The organism is Pseudomonas sp. AIG (assembly GCF_977020205.1).
This window is the reverse complement of the sequence record NZ_CDROCK010000004.1, coordinates 65,933-81,656: the sequence shown is the minus strand read 5'-3', so window position 1 is coordinate 81,656 and position 15,724 is coordinate 65,933. Positions and strand designations below refer to the sequence as shown.

Genomic DNA, 15,724 nt, shown 5'->3' with positions numbered 1-15,724 from the left:
AGCGTTATCAAGTCGGCGGCGAAACGTCTGGCGGCGGAAACCGGATTTTCCGCCGCCGAGATCCAGTCGATGCCGTTCGCGGATATGGTGTGGTGGCTCACGGATTGAGCCGCCACCGGTAGTGCTGGGCACATGAGGGCCATGACATGGCAAACAAACTCGCCCTCGGGCTGGTGATCGGCGGTGCCGTCAGTTCCACGGTCGGCGCCGCGTTCAAGGACGTGACCGGACGCATCAAGCGCCTTGAGGCTGAAGGCAACAAAGCGCGCGTGCTGCAGCGCACGATTGGCGACACCATCCGCCTGCGCGAAGAATGGAAAAAGGCTCACGACACCGGCGCTGCCGGTGCGTCCAAATTACTCAGCCGTTTGAACTCGAACCTCGACAGCCTGAAAAAGCAGGGGGTCGAGGTCGGCCGGCTGGAAAAAGCCTATCGCTCGATGGGGCAGACGGCCAACAAAGCCGAGCTGAAAGCCAAGGGTCATCAGCAGATTGATTCTGGCGTAAAGGGCATGAAGGGCGCTGTCGGTGCGGCGGTGGTCGGTGTCGGTGCCATGGCGGTACCGGCCAAGGTCAGCGCTGATTTTGGCGCGATTGTCCGTGACATCGCGATCAAGGCCGGCATTGCCAACAAGCCGCAAGAACAGGAGATGTCGCGCAAGATCATCGACACTTCACGCGACACCGGCATGGCGCGCAACGATGTGGCCGACGTGGTCAATCAGTTGGTCGGCGCCGGCATGGACTTGAGCAAGGCGCTGGAATACGCGCCTGTCGCGGCCAAGTTTGTCGTGGGGCAGGGATCCAGCGGCGTCGACACGGCGAAGATGATCAACGCCCTGGGGCAGAACGCCAAGATCACCGACCCCAAGCAAATGCAGCAGGCGCTGGAGGCGATCGCTTACCAAGGGCAGGCGGGCAGCTTCGAAGCGGCCGACATGGCCAAGTGGTTTCCGGAGCTGCTGGCCAACATGGCCAGCAACGGCATCACTGGCTTGGATGCGGTGACGCAGTTGGGCGCCATGCTGCAGGTGCAGATGAAGCAGGCCGGCAGTTCGGATGAAGCGGCCAACAACCTGAAAAACTGGATGGGCAAAATCGGCTCGGGCGATACGGTCAAGGCTTACGAAAAGGCCGGTATCGACTACAAGGGGTCGATGCAGACCGGTTTGCAGAACGGCATGTCGACGCTTGAGACCAGTATGGCGCTGGCTCAGAAATACATTCAGGCGACCGATCCAAAGCGCGCGGCGGCCATGGCCGAAGCGACGTCGAAAATCAGCAAGGAAGCCGATCCGGACAAGGCCAAGGCCATGATGGCCTCGCTGGAAGAATCCCTGCGCACCGGCGACCTGTTCGCTGACATGCAGGTCAAGGCCGCACTGTCCGCCTACATGCAGAACAAGGCGCTATACAGCCAACTCAAAAACGATTCGCGTGAGGCGACCGGGATCCTCGACAAGAACCTCGCCGAGCGGCGCGAGTCGTCATCGCAGAAATGGGCGGAAATGGCCCAGTCGATGGATGACGCCATGCGTAGCATCGGTGATGCGCTGCGCCCGGTGACGGACACTGTGGCCGAGTCGTTGACCAAGGTTACTAAAGGCATTACGTCGCTGACGGATAGCGCGCCCGGGGTAGTTGCCGGTATCGCCACGGTCGGGGCGGGGCTGCTCGCCTTAAAAGGTATCTTCAGCACGATCAAAATCAGCAAGGGGCTACTCAACCTTGCACGCGGTTCGCGCGGTGGCAGGAGAGAAAGAGACGGCAATCAAAAGCCCGGTGAACTTGATCTGGTAGCGACTGGCCTGGATGTTGTTTCGCGGGTGAAGGAAGCGGCAACGGGCGGCGGCCTTGGCACTGAAACTGGCGCAGGTAACGACGGCGTCAAAAAGGTTTTCGTCGTCAATGCCGGTGCTATGGGTGGCGGTGTGGATGCGTCGGGCGAATCGCGCCGACGTGGACGTGGGTCAAGGCGCAGCGCTCGGCGTCGGTCGTTGCCGAGTTCGAGAGGGCCTCGCCCGTCTGTGCCTCGTCCACCTGTTCCGGTTTCACGCTCATCTGTTCCGGCTCCGCGTCCCCCTGTTTCGATCCCGACGCCATCAGCCCCTGCCGTTCCAAGTGGTGTGCTGTCAAAGCTCGGCGTCGTTGCAGAATCCGTCGGTAAGGTCGGCAAGGCGGCCAAGGTCATTCCTGGCGGCACGCTGCTGGAGTCCGGTGCAATGGCTTTTGAAACCTTTCAAAACGCCAAGACCAAGGACGAAAAAGCCGAAGGCTACGGTGCGGCCGCCGGCAATCTGGCCGGCACCATGGCCGGTGCGGCGGCGGGCGCCGCCATGGGTTCGGTGGTGCCGATCATCGGCACAGCTATCGGCGGCATGATCGGTGCTTACCTGGGCAGTCAGGGCGGTGCGGCGCTGGGTGGATCGTTGGGTAAGTCGTTGTTCGGTGGCGAGGATGAAAAGCCCGAACAGACGGCAAAGGCAGCGGTGCCAACCACGCCGCTGATGATGGCGTCAGCGGGCCAGCAAGGACCGGCGCTCGGGGATGTCGCGCGCTCGATGGCGGTGACGGCGCCACTCAAGTCGGCGGCGCTGGCCATTCAGCCCAAGGAGCCAGAAAAACCGGTGCCGGCCAAGGTGGACCAGCAGTTCCAATATTCACTGAGCATGCCGGTCACCGTGCAGGGCGACGTCAAGGACCCGCAAACCTTGGCGCAGGATCTGATGCCGCACATGCAGCGAATGATGGCGGATGCGGCGAAGAGTAATGCCGCCAAGCTGTACGACGAACCCCATGTTTAAGGAGGTTTCATGGCTTACATGGAGCAAATGCAATCGAGCCTGAAGTACCTGGTCGAGGCAGCGGAAACCGGACGGCGCAGTGCTGACGGCATGCTGACCCCGGTCAACGGCGCGATCCGCGAACTGACCGGTGCCGCGTCCGAGCTGGAAAACATCCCATTTGTTGGTCCGGCCATCGGCGCCAAGCTTCAGCGGGTGATGCGCGGCGTCGACGCGGCTCAGGCCAAGGTCGGTCAGGTGGTGGCTGTGTACGGTCGCGCCACCCGGGCGGCGGCTGAAGTGCAGGATCGACTGGGCACGTTGAAGGAACAGGCGGGCAAGGCGGCCACGGCGATCAACAACGTCGCCGGAAAGGTCAGTCCGTCGCTGGCCAACATCGTGTCCACCAGTTCCTTTGCCGGTGAGGCCACGCCGGCTCCGGAGGCGGTGAAGCCGTTCCCACATCTGATGATCATTCAGCCGCGCGATCCGAAGATTGAGCCGTATTACTTCAATCTCGACACGGCAGCGTTTGATGAACTGAGCCGTTCGACCGAATTCCGCTGGGCTTCGCAGGAGCGGCTGACGCGCCGGCCGGCGAAGCAAGCCATCGGCATGGGCGATGAAAAGTTGACGCTCAAGGGCACGATCTACCCGGGCTTCAAGGGCGGACTGAAGCAGCTCGACACCCTGCGTTCCATCGGGGCCAGGCAGCAACCGCTGACCCTGACCACTGGGTATGGCGAAGTGATCGGAACGTGGTGCCTGAAAAACATCAACGAAGAACAGTCCGCGCTGCTGCACGGCGGGATTGCTCGCAAACAGGGGTTCACTTTGGAGTTTGAGCGCTATGGCGACGACATGCAGGACGTCTGATGGCGACATGCTCGATGTCATTTGCAACAACGTTTACGGCCATCTGAATGGCAGCGTCGAGGCTGTGCTCGATGCGAACCAGGGGCTGGCGGATGAGCCTCAGCCGTTCCGGTTGGGCGTGATCATCGTCCTGCCGGATCTGCCCAGTCCGACCAGTGAGGGCGTCAGCTTGTGGGATTGACCCAAGCTGCCTGCGCCGTCGCACAGCCGCGCTAGGCGTAACGACACGTTGTTTTTCTGACCCGTCTTGTGCGGGTTTTTTATTGGATAAAAACCATGACTCCGATGTTTCGCATTGTCGCCGATGGCGCCGATGTCACGGCCAAGATCAATGATCGGCTGTTGTTACTGCGTACCTCTGACAAGCCGGGCATGGAGTCCGACGAATTTGAGTTGCGTATCGACGACCGTGATGGGCAAGTGCAATTGCCACGGCGTGGCAGCTCAATCGAGATCTATCTGGGTTACGCCGAAACGTCCTTGGCGCGAATGGGCAGTTACACCGTGGACACGGTCGAGGTATCAGGCCCACCCGATACCATCGTGATCAAGGGCAAGGCCAGCGACATGCGTGGCAGTGGCAAGACCATCCGTAGCGGAAGCTGGGAAGACGTGCCGCTGTCGAAGATCGTGGCTGACGTCGCCGCGCGCAATGGCTGGACGCCGGCGTGTCCGGTGTCGACCAAGGTCGCCCGGGTCGACCAGCTCAACGAGTCCGATTTTAATTTCATCACCCGTCTGGCCAAGCAATACGACTGCACGGCCAAGGTGGCAGACAGCAAGCTGTTGGTGATGCCGCGCCAAGGTGGCCAGACTGCCAGCGGCAAAGCATTTGGCGCTATCACGCTGACCCGCAGTGACCTTAGCCGCTGGCAATTCAGTCTCGGCGATCGCAATTCGCACAAGGCGGTGGCCACCAAGCATCAGGACAAAAAGAACGGCAAGCTCGCGGTGGTTACCATCGACAACGATGACGCTCCAGACGGATTGCCGGCAGTGCATACCGACCGCCATATCTACCCAGACAAGGGCGCTGCTGAAGCGGCGGCCAAGGCCAGATTGTCAGCGTTCAACCGCTCGACCGCCGATGTGCGGCTTGAAATGCCCGGCCGGACGGACATCTTCGCCGAGCGTCCCATCATCGCTCAGGGTTTCAAGGTCGGGCTTGATGGCGAATACCTGGCGGATTCGGTCGAGCAAGTGTTCACCCAGTCTGGCTGGTCCACCACGGTCGAATGCAATGCCGGCAAAGCCGGTAAATCCAAGGTCAAGAAAAAGAAAGGGCCGAAACCACCACTCAAGGTTGTGAACATCGAGAAACAGTAGCCGCATCCCATCGCCGCCTGAGTGCGGTTTTTTTACGTCTGGAGTTTGTATGTCCATCACTGAACAACAGCTGCAAAGCATCATGCCCGACGCCCGCCGCCAAGCGGGTGTTTTTGTATCCGCCCTCAACGCAGCCATGGCCCATCGACAGATCAACACGCCGAAACGCCAAGCCGCGTTTCTGGCGCAAGTCGGTCACGAGTCGGGTCAGCTGCAGTACGTCCGGGAACTGGGCGGCGATCAGTACCTGAGCAAATACGACACCGGCAACCTGGCTGCAAAACTGGGCAACACGCCGGCAGCAGATGGTGATGGCCAGCGCTATCGCGGTCGCGGCCTGATCCAAGTGACCGGCCACGACAACTACCTACGCTGCAGCTTGGCGCTGTTCGGTGACGAGCGATTGCTCCGCACGCCTGAACTGCTGGAGCTGCCACAATGGGCCGCCGAGTCGGCCGCGTGGTTCTGGTCGGTGAATGGGCTGAACGCGCTGGCCGATCAAAACGAATTCAACACGATCACCCGCAGGATCAATGGCGGCCTCAATGGCCTGCAGGATCGGCTGGAGTTGTGGGGGCGGGCGAGGGCCGTGTTATGCGTCTCGGCGAACTGATCCCGGCACCGTATCGGCTGGTGGCCAAGGGCTTGGTGCTGGTCGTCATGGCCGGTGGTGCTGTGGCCACTACCTGGCAAGTACAGAATTGGCGCTACGGCAAACAGCTCGCAGAGCAGGCCCAACTCCACATCGAAACCTTAAACCAGTTGGCCCTGGCCACGGTTGCGCAGCAGCGTGCCGAACAGGATAAACGCCTCGAGCTCGAGCAGCGCTTGGCAACCAGTGAACAAACCCATTACCGAGCCTTGAGTGATGCCCAACGTGATCAAGGTCGCCTGCGCGACCGTCTTGCCACTGCTGATCTGCGCTTGTCAGTCCTACTCGACGCCACTACCAGCGCCGTCAACGGAACGGTGTCAGCCACCACCGCCTCCGGCGGCGTGGTTCATGGCCCCACAAGAGCCGAACTTGACCCAGCGCATGCTCAACGAATTATCGGCGTCACCGATGACGGCGACCGGGGGCTGATTGCCCTCGCGGCCTGTCAGGCATACGCCAAAGAAGTCTCAACACCGAAGTGAAAAAGAGCGGCCGGTCCGGATGCGTCAACATCCGGATCGACCGCCGTCCCTGCAGATGGTCCCTGCAAGTCCAGCCAAGGCTCTTGCTCCGTGCACAAAGCGCGGCGAGCCTAGCACCTGTTTATCCATACAGTAAAGGTCTTGCTTTTTATGTCTACACCCATCATTCCTTGGATGGGCGGCAAACGCCGCCTGGCCGACCGCCTCATTCCGCTTTTTCCGCCACACGAATGCTACGTTGAAGTCTTTGCCGGCGGTGCCGCGCTGTACTTCATGAAGCCTCAGCCATCGCCGGTCGAAGTCCTCAACGACATCAACGGCGACCTGGTCACGCTTTACCGCGTCGTGCAGAACCACCTCGAAGAGTTCGTGCGCCAGTTCAAATGGGCGCTCAGCTCGCGACAAGTGTTCGAATGGCAGAAAATGACCCGCCCCGAAACCCTTACCGACATCCAGCGCGCCGCCCGTTTCTTCTACCTGCAGCACCATGCCTTCGCCGGCAAGGTCTCCGGTCAGACATTCGGCACGGCAACCACCGCACCGGCCATCAATCTGCTGCGCATCGAGGAAAACCTCTCGGCTGCGTGGCAGCGCTTGTCCGGCACCTACGTCGAAAACCTCCCCTGGCTTGAATGCGCTGAACGCTACGACCGTGCCCACACCTTCCACTACATGGACCCGCCTTACTGGCAGACCGCCGGCTACGGCGTGGACTTTCCGTTCGAGAACTACGAGCGGATGGCCGACTTCATGCGCCACTGCAAAGGCAAGGTGATGGTCAGCATCAACGATCACCCGGACATCCGCCGGGTTTTTGAAGGCTTTCACCTCGAGACCCTGGACATCCGCTACACCACTACCAATCAGCGGCAAGGAAAAGCTGAGGTCAGTAGTGAGCTGGTCATCATGAACTGGATGCCTGCAGATCTAGGTGGTTTGTTCTAGTCGCATGCAGAAAAAAGCCCCGCGGATGCGAGGCTTGGGGGATTAGCTCAGATTCATTCTTACGTGGGCAATGCCGCGATCATTCTCGACTACCTTCGCGACACGTCCAGTATCCATAGCATTGATGTAGCAATGGTGAACGGTGAGGATGAGATCCTGGAGTTGATCGTCATCTTCCATCTGTAGGATATTCAGGCCAATTTCTTTGCATTTGTTGATGTTTATATGGCGAGTGTGATGGCGAGTCGCATCGAAATCGCTCAAAAACTCAACGACAGATTGCGCTCGTTGCTCGCATTCGGGCTCTTCCTTGAACATCACTGTCTTGAGCGAGGTCTCGACAAACTCCTTCGCCCATTTGATTGCTTGCTCGCAACTCACAACGAGTGTCGGATGGTATTTATTGATGATCATTCTCCAAAGCTCTAGCTTGGAGGGATCTTCTTTGATGTCTGCTGCAGCCTTATCCAGCTCAGCGAGCACCCCAATTGCCGGGACGTTCTGCAATTGAGGATCGATAGGGCCGAGGCTCGACTGCTTACCCATCACAATCACTTTTGCCGCACAGGCAATCATCGTGCCCGCAGACATGGCCAGCTGCGGGACAATCACACGAATGTCTGATCCAAACAGTTGGTGCAGATAATCGACAAGTGATTCTGCGGCTGCAATATCGCCGCCGGGCGTATGCAGGATTAGGTCTAGACCCTTATTAAACTCGCACCCATGAACCACGGTCATGAAAGCGTTTTTGTCGCTGTCATTAACGTAGAGCTGTGGGTTGTTTGGCGTCGAGGTCAGCCAGCCGGAATAGTAGGCAATGGTATTCCGGCCGGTATGTGCTGACAATTTTGCGAGATACTTCCGGCGGACTACGTCCTGCGCCATCTCTCCATGAGTCTGTGATTCAGCTGCAATCTCAGTGAGTACATCTGTCCAGTTAGGCATTCCGTACGCTTATAGTATTTGTAGTGACGGCGGTTTTCAGGGAGTAGTCAAGACCGGTGTAGATCTCAAAGCCCTGGTTGATCTGCTGCGGCTCAGCTGGAGCTTGCGCAACAGTCGCTGCTTGCCCAAAAATTGCTTGTAAAAGCTCAACGCGTGATGATTTCTTGTCTTGCATGTGCTGTTGCATGCCCGCCTCCAGAGATCCCTGCCCACGTACGTCTTTGCATACTTTTTGGCTGCGAAAAAGCCCACGATGCGTGGGCTTAAATTTGAATGTTGCCGATTCTGCTAAGTCCACGCTCAATAGACAATAGCCAAGCATCGAAAATTCGATGATTTTTTTTACAAAAAAAAGCGAAAAAAAATAAGTCAACAAAATTTACGCTTTCTTCCATGAAAAACGAGCCATTGCCTAAGTCTGGCCGACCGATGACAGTTCTACTGATTGTACGAGCGTTGAGCGCTCGTCGGAAGCATTCCTCTTTATAGAGGCGCGTCGTCGGAATGGTTTGGAGCGATTTTTAGCAGATCGACGTCCGGTGGTCAGATTCTTCCCACAAAAATTGACCTAGATCCAATCTATCAGTTTACTGTATTTATGTACAGTATTCGGAAGTCGTACGTCATGGGTTACTCGGTTCTAGGTCCTATCAGTGAAGGTGGCTCGAAGGTCCCGCTATGTCTTTTCCGCGTCCCGGCCGGGTTTCCGTCGCCGGCAGCTGATCACATCGAAGCGCAGATATCGTTGGATGAAGTGCTGAACATTCGTGCGCCACACGTCTACCTGGTGTCACTCACCGGTGAAAGCATGCAGGGCGCTGGGATCTATGAGGGAGACCTGGCCATTGTCGACCGATCCATCGAGCCGGCCCACGGCCACATCGTCATTGCGCTGTTGAACAATGAGCCCGTGTGCAAGCGCCTGTGCATTCGCAGTAGGGAAATCATTCTGATGTCCGAAAACCCAAAGTATCCGCCTCGGTACGTCCTTGAAGGTGACGAACTGGCGATCTGGGGAGTGGTTACCAGCAGCGTGCGCAGTCATGTCTAAGGTGCCGCCGGTGTTCGGCCTGATCGACTGCAACAGCTTTTACGCCAGTTGCGAGCGCGTGTTCCGGCCGGACTTGTCGAGGGTGCCCATCGTGGTGCTGAGCAACAACGACGGTTGTGTCATTGCACGCAGCTACGACGCGAAGCCGTTCATCAAGATGGGTGAACCGTATTTTCAGATCAAGCACAAGCTCAAGCAACACGGCATTGTCGCGTTCTCCTCGAACTATGCGCTGTACGGCGACATGAGCGAGCGTGTGATGAGCCTTATCGAGACGATGGTGTCGGCAGTTGAGGTGTACAGCATTGACGAAGCCTTCGTCGACCTCACCGGCATCAATGACTTGGACGGCCTCGGCCGCAAGATCCGCAGCCAGGTACTGCGTTGCACCGGTATTCCAGTCGGTGTCGGCATTGCGCACACCAAGACCCTTGCCAAGCTGGCCAACCACACCGCCAAACGCCTGCAGGCGCAAACCGGTGGCGTCGTGAACATCTGTGACTCAATCAAGCGCGACTGGGTGCTGCGTAACACGGACGTTGCGGAGGTGTGGGGAGTAGGACGGCGCATGAAAGTGCACCTCGACGGCATGGGGATCCAGACCGCCATGGATCTGGCCAAAGCAGACCCGTGGACGTTGAGAAAAAACTTCAGTGTAGTGATCGAGAAAACTGCCCGGGAATTGGCCGGCACACCGTGCTTGGAGCTGGACGAGCCAGATCCGCCCAAGCAGGAGATCTGCTGCAGCCGGATGTTCGGCAAAAGACTGAAGGAGCTGCCACCGATCAAGGAGGCAGTGGCGACCTACATGATGCGGGCATCGGAAAAGCTCCGAGCACAGCGGTCGCTGTGCAAGAAGATTCGAGTCAGCATTCGTACCGGCATGTTCAACCCCGATGAGGCTAAATATGCAAACGGCGTGGTCATCGATCTACCTTATCCAACGGATGACGTTCGGCTGCTAACGACGGCGGCCGTCGATGCACTTGATCGCGTATTCCGTCCTGGTTTCAGTTACAGCAAAGCGGAAGTCCTGCTGCTGAATCTCTGCCAGCCGGGCGAATACACGGACGATCTGTTCGCCATTTCTCAGCCCTCTGAGGCAACAAGGGTGATGGCGGTATTGGACGAAATCAATGGGCGATGGGGTAGGGGGACGCTCCGGTCCGCGAGTGTGCCAAGCAATCCAGATTGGGGGATGCGGCGGGACATGATGAGCCAGAGCTACACAACGAAACTCGATCAATTATGGACGGTATCATGTAAATAGTTTTGCCAGTAAGGCCTTGGATTTACCATTGCATCATCTTTTACGGATTGCTTAACGTGCTTGTAGTGTCAATAATTCCGGAGGAAATAGGTGTGGTCGGATAGATAACAAGCTCAGATGTATTGTTAGCAACTTTAATTTCTATTGTGTTGTTTTTGTAAAGCGGTCGCGCGAGAATAAAATTGCCTTGGTTCTGCCCTATGATGCTCCAATGCTCTGCTTTGCCATCCTTAACCGAAGAGTAATTGCTGAACCCAGTGCGCATAGCGCTCTGTGCAGCTGCGGCTCCTAGGGATTTTGGAGAGTCGAATATTCCTATCATTACTATGCAAAAAATAAGCAAGGAATAGATTGGGATTTGGAATTTTCTCTCATGGGTTTCAAAGTTGGGAGTGGTTTTTTCGTTTGAAAGAAGCTTTATTATCCCGCCGAGAATAAAGCCTGTGGTGCATATCTGATACTGGCTCTTAAAGATTGAATATTCTGGTGTTGAGTTTTGTTCAATCAGTGAAGCAGCGAGATCTCCAAACGGAGCCAATATAAAAGCGAAGATAGCTAGAGTCATCGTTGCGGCATCATATCTCCAGTTGGACAACCCCCATATGGAAAACCATCCGACGGCTCCGGCCAGAAGAAATAACTCAATGATTACTATGCCCGCCTTGATGGTATCTAAATAATTTGCATATCCACTCATCCAAGGGAAGCCAAGTTCAGTGTAAAAGCCGTCTTGCCATCGCATTCCTACGATAAAGGTAAGAACGATACATACTGCGGTCACCTGTGAGATTGTGCCCATGCCTTTCGAGATTTTATCCATTGCTCATTTTCTCTTTTATCGAGGAAATACGTGGGTTGTGAGCCAGTTGACGGCCATTTAGGCGTTACACAGGCTCGCAAGGAGCACAGTTAGGACTCAGCCTCTATCGGGCAGTCGAATTTCGACCTGCATCGTTTCGACCATTTCTGTAGTAATAATCGCGGTTGCTAGCGTTGGGGCAGCTTCGACACGCTGGAGTTTTCGGCGCACATGTAGGCCGTGCACGGTGCCTCCGACGTTATCGAAGCAGTTTTTTATGATGTCGTAGAACTGCGAATCGTCAGCCTGATAATGCCGGTAGATTGAGAAAGCCACCAGATCAGCAAGCTGGATCATCCTGGACGCTTTGGAATCTAAAAACAGCGGCACTTCAGCAAAGTTTTTAATTTTGCCGAATGAATGGCCGTCGTGCTTAAAAGTCCTTGCAAGGTTCTGAATGCTTTTTTCAGTGCTCGACTTATCGAAAATGGCAATCCCTCGTTGAGGGTCCCCTTGCGCATGGAGTCGACGCAGGTACATGTCGAAACGGGAGGCTACTTGTTCAAAACAGCTTTGGATTGGATCGTCACCGCCATTCGCTCCACGCTCGATCACCGCAGCAAACAGTCTGATCTTTCCTTTCGAGTCAGCGATGATTGACAGACAGTCCTTGATCGCCTGAATACGATCCTCCTTCTGAAAATGCTTCCATTCGCTTTTACCAGATCGCATAGGCGATCCATGCAGCTCTAAAGCGTAAGGGTCTTCAGGGCTAAACCTGGCGACAATTTCATTTAGCTGTGTTTCAACCCAATGTGTCTTCCGCTCGAAGATAGACACACCGGACAGGATAAAGAAATTCTGGTCCGGATCGCTTGGCGAGCCTGATTCGTCAACGTAGAGAAGGTGCATCCAATCAACCCCAAGCAAAAGGAAGGCAAAAAAAAAGTCGAGCAGGCTGCTCGACTTTTGATGATGAGAACCGTGCATGTGGCACAGTCTTTAACGAATTAGGTAAGCCAGCGAAGGAGTTCCCTCTTGCACCGCTAAGGGCAGCGCTACCGACTCAGGGAAAATTTACCCTTAAAGGTAAAGGGTGTCAACACGACATGCTGAATAGGGGGATCGGCATCCTAGATGAGCTGTATTCCCTCGCTATATTTTTAGCATCATTTGGGCACCCACAGGAAATAAAACTTGTCTGGCACACCCAGTGAGGGGCGAAAGGGCAGCCGTACGCCAATCTATGCCACCTATGCATCTAGGCAGCCTGCCGAGGACAACCGCCATAGCCCACAGCAACGGACCTATACCCCTAAATCACCCGCATACACCTAAACCATTAGGGGGGCTCACTCGGAATCAGAGCTGTCGAGTTTGATCAGTTGTGAGCGGGGCTGGTGGTATCGCTCGATGAGGGAGAGGTTATGAGGAACGACTAAGCGTTGGTGTCCGTTGTAAATCGTCTGCATCCCGCAAAAAGCGGAAACAGACACCTTAATAGACACCTTGAAGTAGCGAGGTAGGCTGGAGGCCTTGAAAATAGTGGAGCGGGTGAAGGGAATCGAACCCTCGTTATTAGCTTGGGAAGCTGCAGGTTGTCAATTTCGAGCGGGGGGCAACCATCGCGGGCCGTTAATAGCCCATCTGTCCGTGTTGATATCATAATGCCGCCCATGCTATGTAACAGCTAAGATTGCTTCCGAACTGTCTGAAGCACTGCACAAGTAGGAACTACTGATGGCGAATCTGCGCAGGGACAACCACTATGTACCGAAGCTCTATTTGAAGCAGTGGTCGCATGACGGTTTTATCCCCACCTATCGATTATTAGTTCCCAACGAAAAGTATCCATTGTGGAAAGAGCAATCTCTCAAAGGTATTGCATTTCACCAACATCTCTATACCTATCTAGCTGGGCAGGAAGAGACTGACGAATTTGAAAAGTGGCTTGATAAAGAGTTTGAAAACCCAGCGCAGGAAGCTATAGAGCGTGTAGTTAATGAGCGAAGTCTTTCTCCAGAGCACTGGAAGAAGTTAGTGCGTTTCGCTGTTGCTCAGGATGTACGAACTCCTGCGCGGCTTAGAGAGTTCCTCGGACGGCAACGCGAGATACTGCCATCAATGTTGGAGGATTCCGTGGAGCGTTCTGTTCATATGATGGAAAGGGCTGTCAGAGGCAGGGGGGCGCTTCCAGAATCAAAAAATTATACCGACGGCTTTCCAATGAAGGTTTCAATCGAAAAGGAGTCGGACGGCAGTGGGCTGCTCAATGCAGAAATCATTATAGGCAGGCGGTTATGGCTTTGGAACATAAGGCATCTACTGACCAAAACTTTAGGTCGCCTGCCGAGGCATCGGTGGACGATACTCCATGCACCACCGGGCATATCTTGGCCTACCTCGGATAACCCACTCATTCGCCTCAATTTCCATGATGCTCGAAACTATAACTTTGGGGGCGGATGGGGAGTTGAAAACGGGGAGATACTTCTTCCGCTGAGTCCGAAGCACCTTCTCTATACGTGCATCGGGAAGCGCCCTTGGTATCGAGGAAAGAGGCTTGACGAAGAGAATGCTCAACTAATGCGGAAGATCATAATCGAGCACGCTGATCGCTACGTTTTTTCTCGAGACCAGAGCGATATCCATCTTATTCGGCCTCGAACGGTTTGTTCAGAAACTTTCAAACGTGAGCAAGATGAATGGGGAAATTGGCGGAATGAACAGTGCCAAGCTGAGGCCGAGCTTCAGCGTTAGCTTTAGGAGCCTATGCTGGAGCGGAATCCGTTTAGGGCAAAATTAGGGCAGAATCAGGGCCGTGATAGGCCGCGATAGGCCATACGCGATTAGCAAAAAACGCGTATCTGGTGGGCTGGAGCGGTCTATGGTGATAAGCGAAGGGGTTCGAATCCCTATCTCTCCGCCATTACATAGAAAAAGCCCCGTAGCTGAGAAGCTACGGGGCTTTTTCGTTTTCGGGCGAAAGTCAGAGGCTGCGCAACTCAGTCCCACGCTCGTCAGTCACCCCGTCTTGCGCCGCATAAAAAGCCCCGCTGAATCGAACCAGCGGGTCTTTCTCATTTCTGCAGAAGCAACATCACCTTCGCATCAAGCATTGACGACGGTGAATGCCCTGACTTGACTGACGCGGTTAGATCTCCTTGACCGGCGTCTCTCCCTGCACAGCCTTGATCAACCCGATCACATGCAAGCAATCCGCCTTGTTCACATAAGACTCGCCACTGGCGATCGTCTCGTGGTTACCCGCCCTCAGCCTCCAGCGCCATTGCCCTTTGCCGGTGCTCGGGGTGCCTCTGGATTGCCTGTAAATCTCGAAATACATTCAGTTCGCTCCATGCGATTCATTTGTGCGACAGCCTGTGTGGCGCATGGTCGCAAGCCTAGCGCAGACGGTTTTTTTGGCTATCGGACATTTGTTTCCAATCGTTCGTGAATGTTTCTGAAGGGCGCGGACTAGAGCGCAGCAATAGGCCTGTGGATTGGCCAATATGACGCCGCCTGATCCTTGCAACACCGTCGATGCTCCTGCTTAATACCGGACGGCTCATGGCGTCGAAAATCGTTCGACGACCGACAAACACTATAAAAAGAGCACTCCTTTGACTGAGCACGGAACGCAACAGGCCGGGCAGGTGACGTTATCGCTGGTGGTCCCCGTTTTTAACGAGGAGGACAGCCTCGACACCTTTCTGCGGCGCATCAATGAAGTCTTTCAGGCGCAGGCGTTGATCGATCTTGAGCTGGTGTTCGTCAACGACGGCAGCACCGATGCCACGCTCGAACGCTTGCTCGAACATCAGCGCCACGATGCGCGTCTGCGCATCGTCGACCTGAGCCGCAACTTCGGCAAGGAAGCGGCGTTGTCCGCCGGTTTGCAGATTGCCACCGGGCGGATCGTAGTGCCAATCGATGCTGACTTGCAGGATCCGCCGGAAGTCATTCTGCAAATGATCGAGCGCTGGCGAGAAGGCTTTGAAGTGGTGCTCGGTCACCGCATCAGTCGTCGCAGCGACACCTGGGCGAAGCAGACTTCCGCTCACTGGTTCTATCGCTTGCACAACAAAATTGCCGAACAACCCTTACCCGAGAACGTCGGCGATTTTCGTCTGATGGATCGCTGCGTGGTCGATGCCTTGCTGACGTTGCCCGAATCCCGACGCTTCATGAAAGGGCTTTTCGCCTGGGTCGGCTTTCGTACCACTCACGTCGATTACGAACGCCCGGAGCGCGTGGCGGGGCAGAGCAAGTTCAATGGCTGGCGGTTGTGGAATTTCGCACTGGAAGGCATCACCAGTTTCAGCACCGAGCCATTGCGCGTCTGGACGTATGTCGGCGCTTTGGTATCGCTGGTGTCTTTTGCCTTCGCCATGTTCATTGTTGTGCGCACGTTGATCCACGGCGTCGACATGCCCGGTTATGCCTCGCTGATGGTGGCCGTGACCTTCCTCGGTGGGCTGCAGTTGATCGGCATCGGCGTACTCGGCGAGTACCTGGGCCGCACGTATATCGAATCCAAACGCCGGCCGGTTTTTCTGGTGCGTCGCGTCTACGACCCCAAGGACTGA

At 55.8% G+C, this 15,724-nt stretch carries 16 protein-coding genes; 11 read left to right on the top strand and 5 right to left on the bottom strand.

Going from position 1 to position 15,724, the window contains the following annotated elements; genetic code table 11:
- The first annotated feature begins 146 nt into the window (after positions 1-146).
- The 7 genes from ACWR1S_RS04195 to ACWR1S_RS04165 all read left to right on the top strand — a co-directional run bounded on the left by ACWR1S_RS04195 (position 147) and on the right by ACWR1S_RS04165 (position 7,067).
- Entirely contained in the window at positions 147-2,804 is a 2,658-nt protein-coding gene (locus ACWR1S_RS04195; protein ID WP_454562531.1) for a phage tail tape measure protein, read from the top strand.
- Between the two features lie 9 nt (positions 2,805-2,813).
- Positions 2,814-3,659, top strand: coding sequence for a phage tail protein (locus tag ACWR1S_RS04190; protein WP_454562530.1), 846 nt, complete (start codon positions 2,814-2,816; stop codon positions 3,657-3,659).
- Positions 3,634-3,840: a tail protein X gene (locus ACWR1S_RS04185; protein ID WP_100847413.1), complete on the top strand. Its 207-nt coding sequence runs from the start codon at positions 3,634-3,636 to the stop codon at positions 3,838-3,840. Before ACWR1S_RS04190 ends, ACWR1S_RS04185 begins: the two co-directional genes overlap by 26 nt.
- 95 nt (positions 3,841-3,935) lie before the next feature.
- Positions 3,936-4,985: a phage late control D family protein gene (locus tag ACWR1S_RS04180; protein ID WP_454562529.1), complete on the top strand. Its 1,050-nt coding sequence runs from the start codon at positions 3,936-3,938 to the stop codon at positions 4,983-4,985.
- Positions 4,986-5,034: 49 nt separating this feature from the next.
- A complete protein-coding gene (locus ACWR1S_RS04175) occupies positions 5,035-5,598 on the top strand; it encodes a glycoside hydrolase family 19 protein (RefSeq protein ID WP_454562528.1) in 564 nt (187 codons plus the stop codon).
- Complete coding sequence (locus ACWR1S_RS04170; protein ID WP_454562527.1) at positions 5,580-6,122, top strand: lysis protein; 543 nt, start codon at positions 5,580-5,582, stop codon at positions 6,120-6,122. The genes ACWR1S_RS04175 and ACWR1S_RS04170 overlap by 19 nt, the downstream gene beginning before the upstream one ends.
- A 150-nt stretch (positions 6,123-6,272) precedes the next feature.
- Complete coding sequence (locus ACWR1S_RS04165; protein ID WP_454562526.1) at positions 6,273-7,067, top strand: DNA adenine methylase; 795 nt, start codon at positions 6,273-6,275, stop codon at positions 7,065-7,067.
- Between the two features lie 42 nt (positions 7,068-7,109).
- Here ACWR1S_RS04165 and ACWR1S_RS04160 read toward each other — a convergent pair whose 3' ends face one another.
- Complete coding sequence (locus ACWR1S_RS04160) at positions 7,110-8,015, bottom strand: SDH family Clp fold serine proteinase (protein WP_454562525.1); 906 nt, start codon at positions 8,013-8,015, stop codon at positions 7,110-7,112.
- On the bottom strand, positions 8,008-8,388 hold the full coding sequence (locus ACWR1S_RS04155; RefSeq protein ID WP_454562524.1) for a hypothetical protein: 381 nt from the start codon (positions 8,386-8,388) through the stop codon (positions 8,008-8,010). The genes ACWR1S_RS04160 and ACWR1S_RS04155 overlap by 8 nt, the downstream gene beginning before the upstream one ends.
- 252 nt (positions 8,389-8,640) lie before the next feature.
- Between ACWR1S_RS04155 and ACWR1S_RS04150 the strand changes: the two genes are divergently transcribed.
- On the top strand, positions 8,641-9,066 hold the full coding sequence (locus ACWR1S_RS04150; protein ID WP_454562523.1) for a LexA family protein: 426 nt from the start codon (positions 8,641-8,643) through the stop codon (positions 9,064-9,066).
- Positions 9,059-10,336, top strand: coding sequence for a translesion error-prone DNA polymerase V subunit UmuC (gene umuC, locus ACWR1S_RS04145; RefSeq protein WP_454562522.1), 1,278 nt, complete (start codon positions 9,059-9,061; stop codon positions 10,334-10,336). The genes ACWR1S_RS04150 and umuC overlap by 8 nt, the downstream gene beginning before the upstream one ends.
- Before the next feature lie 40 nt (positions 10,337-10,376).
- On the opposite strand, the gene ACWR1S_RS04140 is transcribed toward umuC, so the two are convergent.
- Entirely contained in the window at positions 10,377-11,156 is a 780-nt protein-coding gene (locus ACWR1S_RS04140; RefSeq protein WP_454562521.1) for a hypothetical protein, read from the bottom strand.
- 96 nt (positions 11,157-11,252) lie between these two features.
- The gene (locus ACWR1S_RS04135) at positions 11,253-12,125 is read right to left on the bottom strand and encodes a DUF3800 domain-containing protein (RefSeq protein WP_454562520.1); all 873 of its coding nucleotides are present in this window, start codon (positions 12,123-12,125) and stop codon (positions 11,253-11,255) included.
- Positions 12,126-12,875: 750 nt separating this feature from the next.
- Here ACWR1S_RS04135 and ACWR1S_RS04130 point away from each other — a divergent pair.
- Complete coding sequence (locus ACWR1S_RS04130; RefSeq protein WP_454562519.1) at positions 12,876-13,895, top strand: DUF4238 domain-containing protein; 1,020 nt, start codon at positions 12,876-12,878, stop codon at positions 13,893-13,895.
- A gap of 394 nt (positions 13,896-14,289) precedes the next feature.
- Here the strand turns inward: ACWR1S_RS04130 and ACWR1S_RS04125 are convergent, their stop codons facing one another.
- The gene (locus ACWR1S_RS04125; RefSeq protein ID WP_016984684.1) at positions 14,290-14,481 is read right to left on the bottom strand and encodes a YegP family protein; all 192 of its coding nucleotides are present in this window, start codon (positions 14,479-14,481) and stop codon (positions 14,290-14,292) included.
- Positions 14,482-14,758: 277 nt separating this feature from the next.
- Between ACWR1S_RS04125 and ACWR1S_RS04120 the strand changes: the two genes are divergently transcribed.
- Positions 14,759-15,724 carry a glycosyltransferase family 2 protein gene (locus tag ACWR1S_RS04120; RefSeq protein WP_454562518.1) on the top strand — a complete coding sequence of 322 codons (966 nt, stop codon included), beginning with the start codon at positions 14,759-14,761 and terminating at the stop codon, positions 15,722-15,724.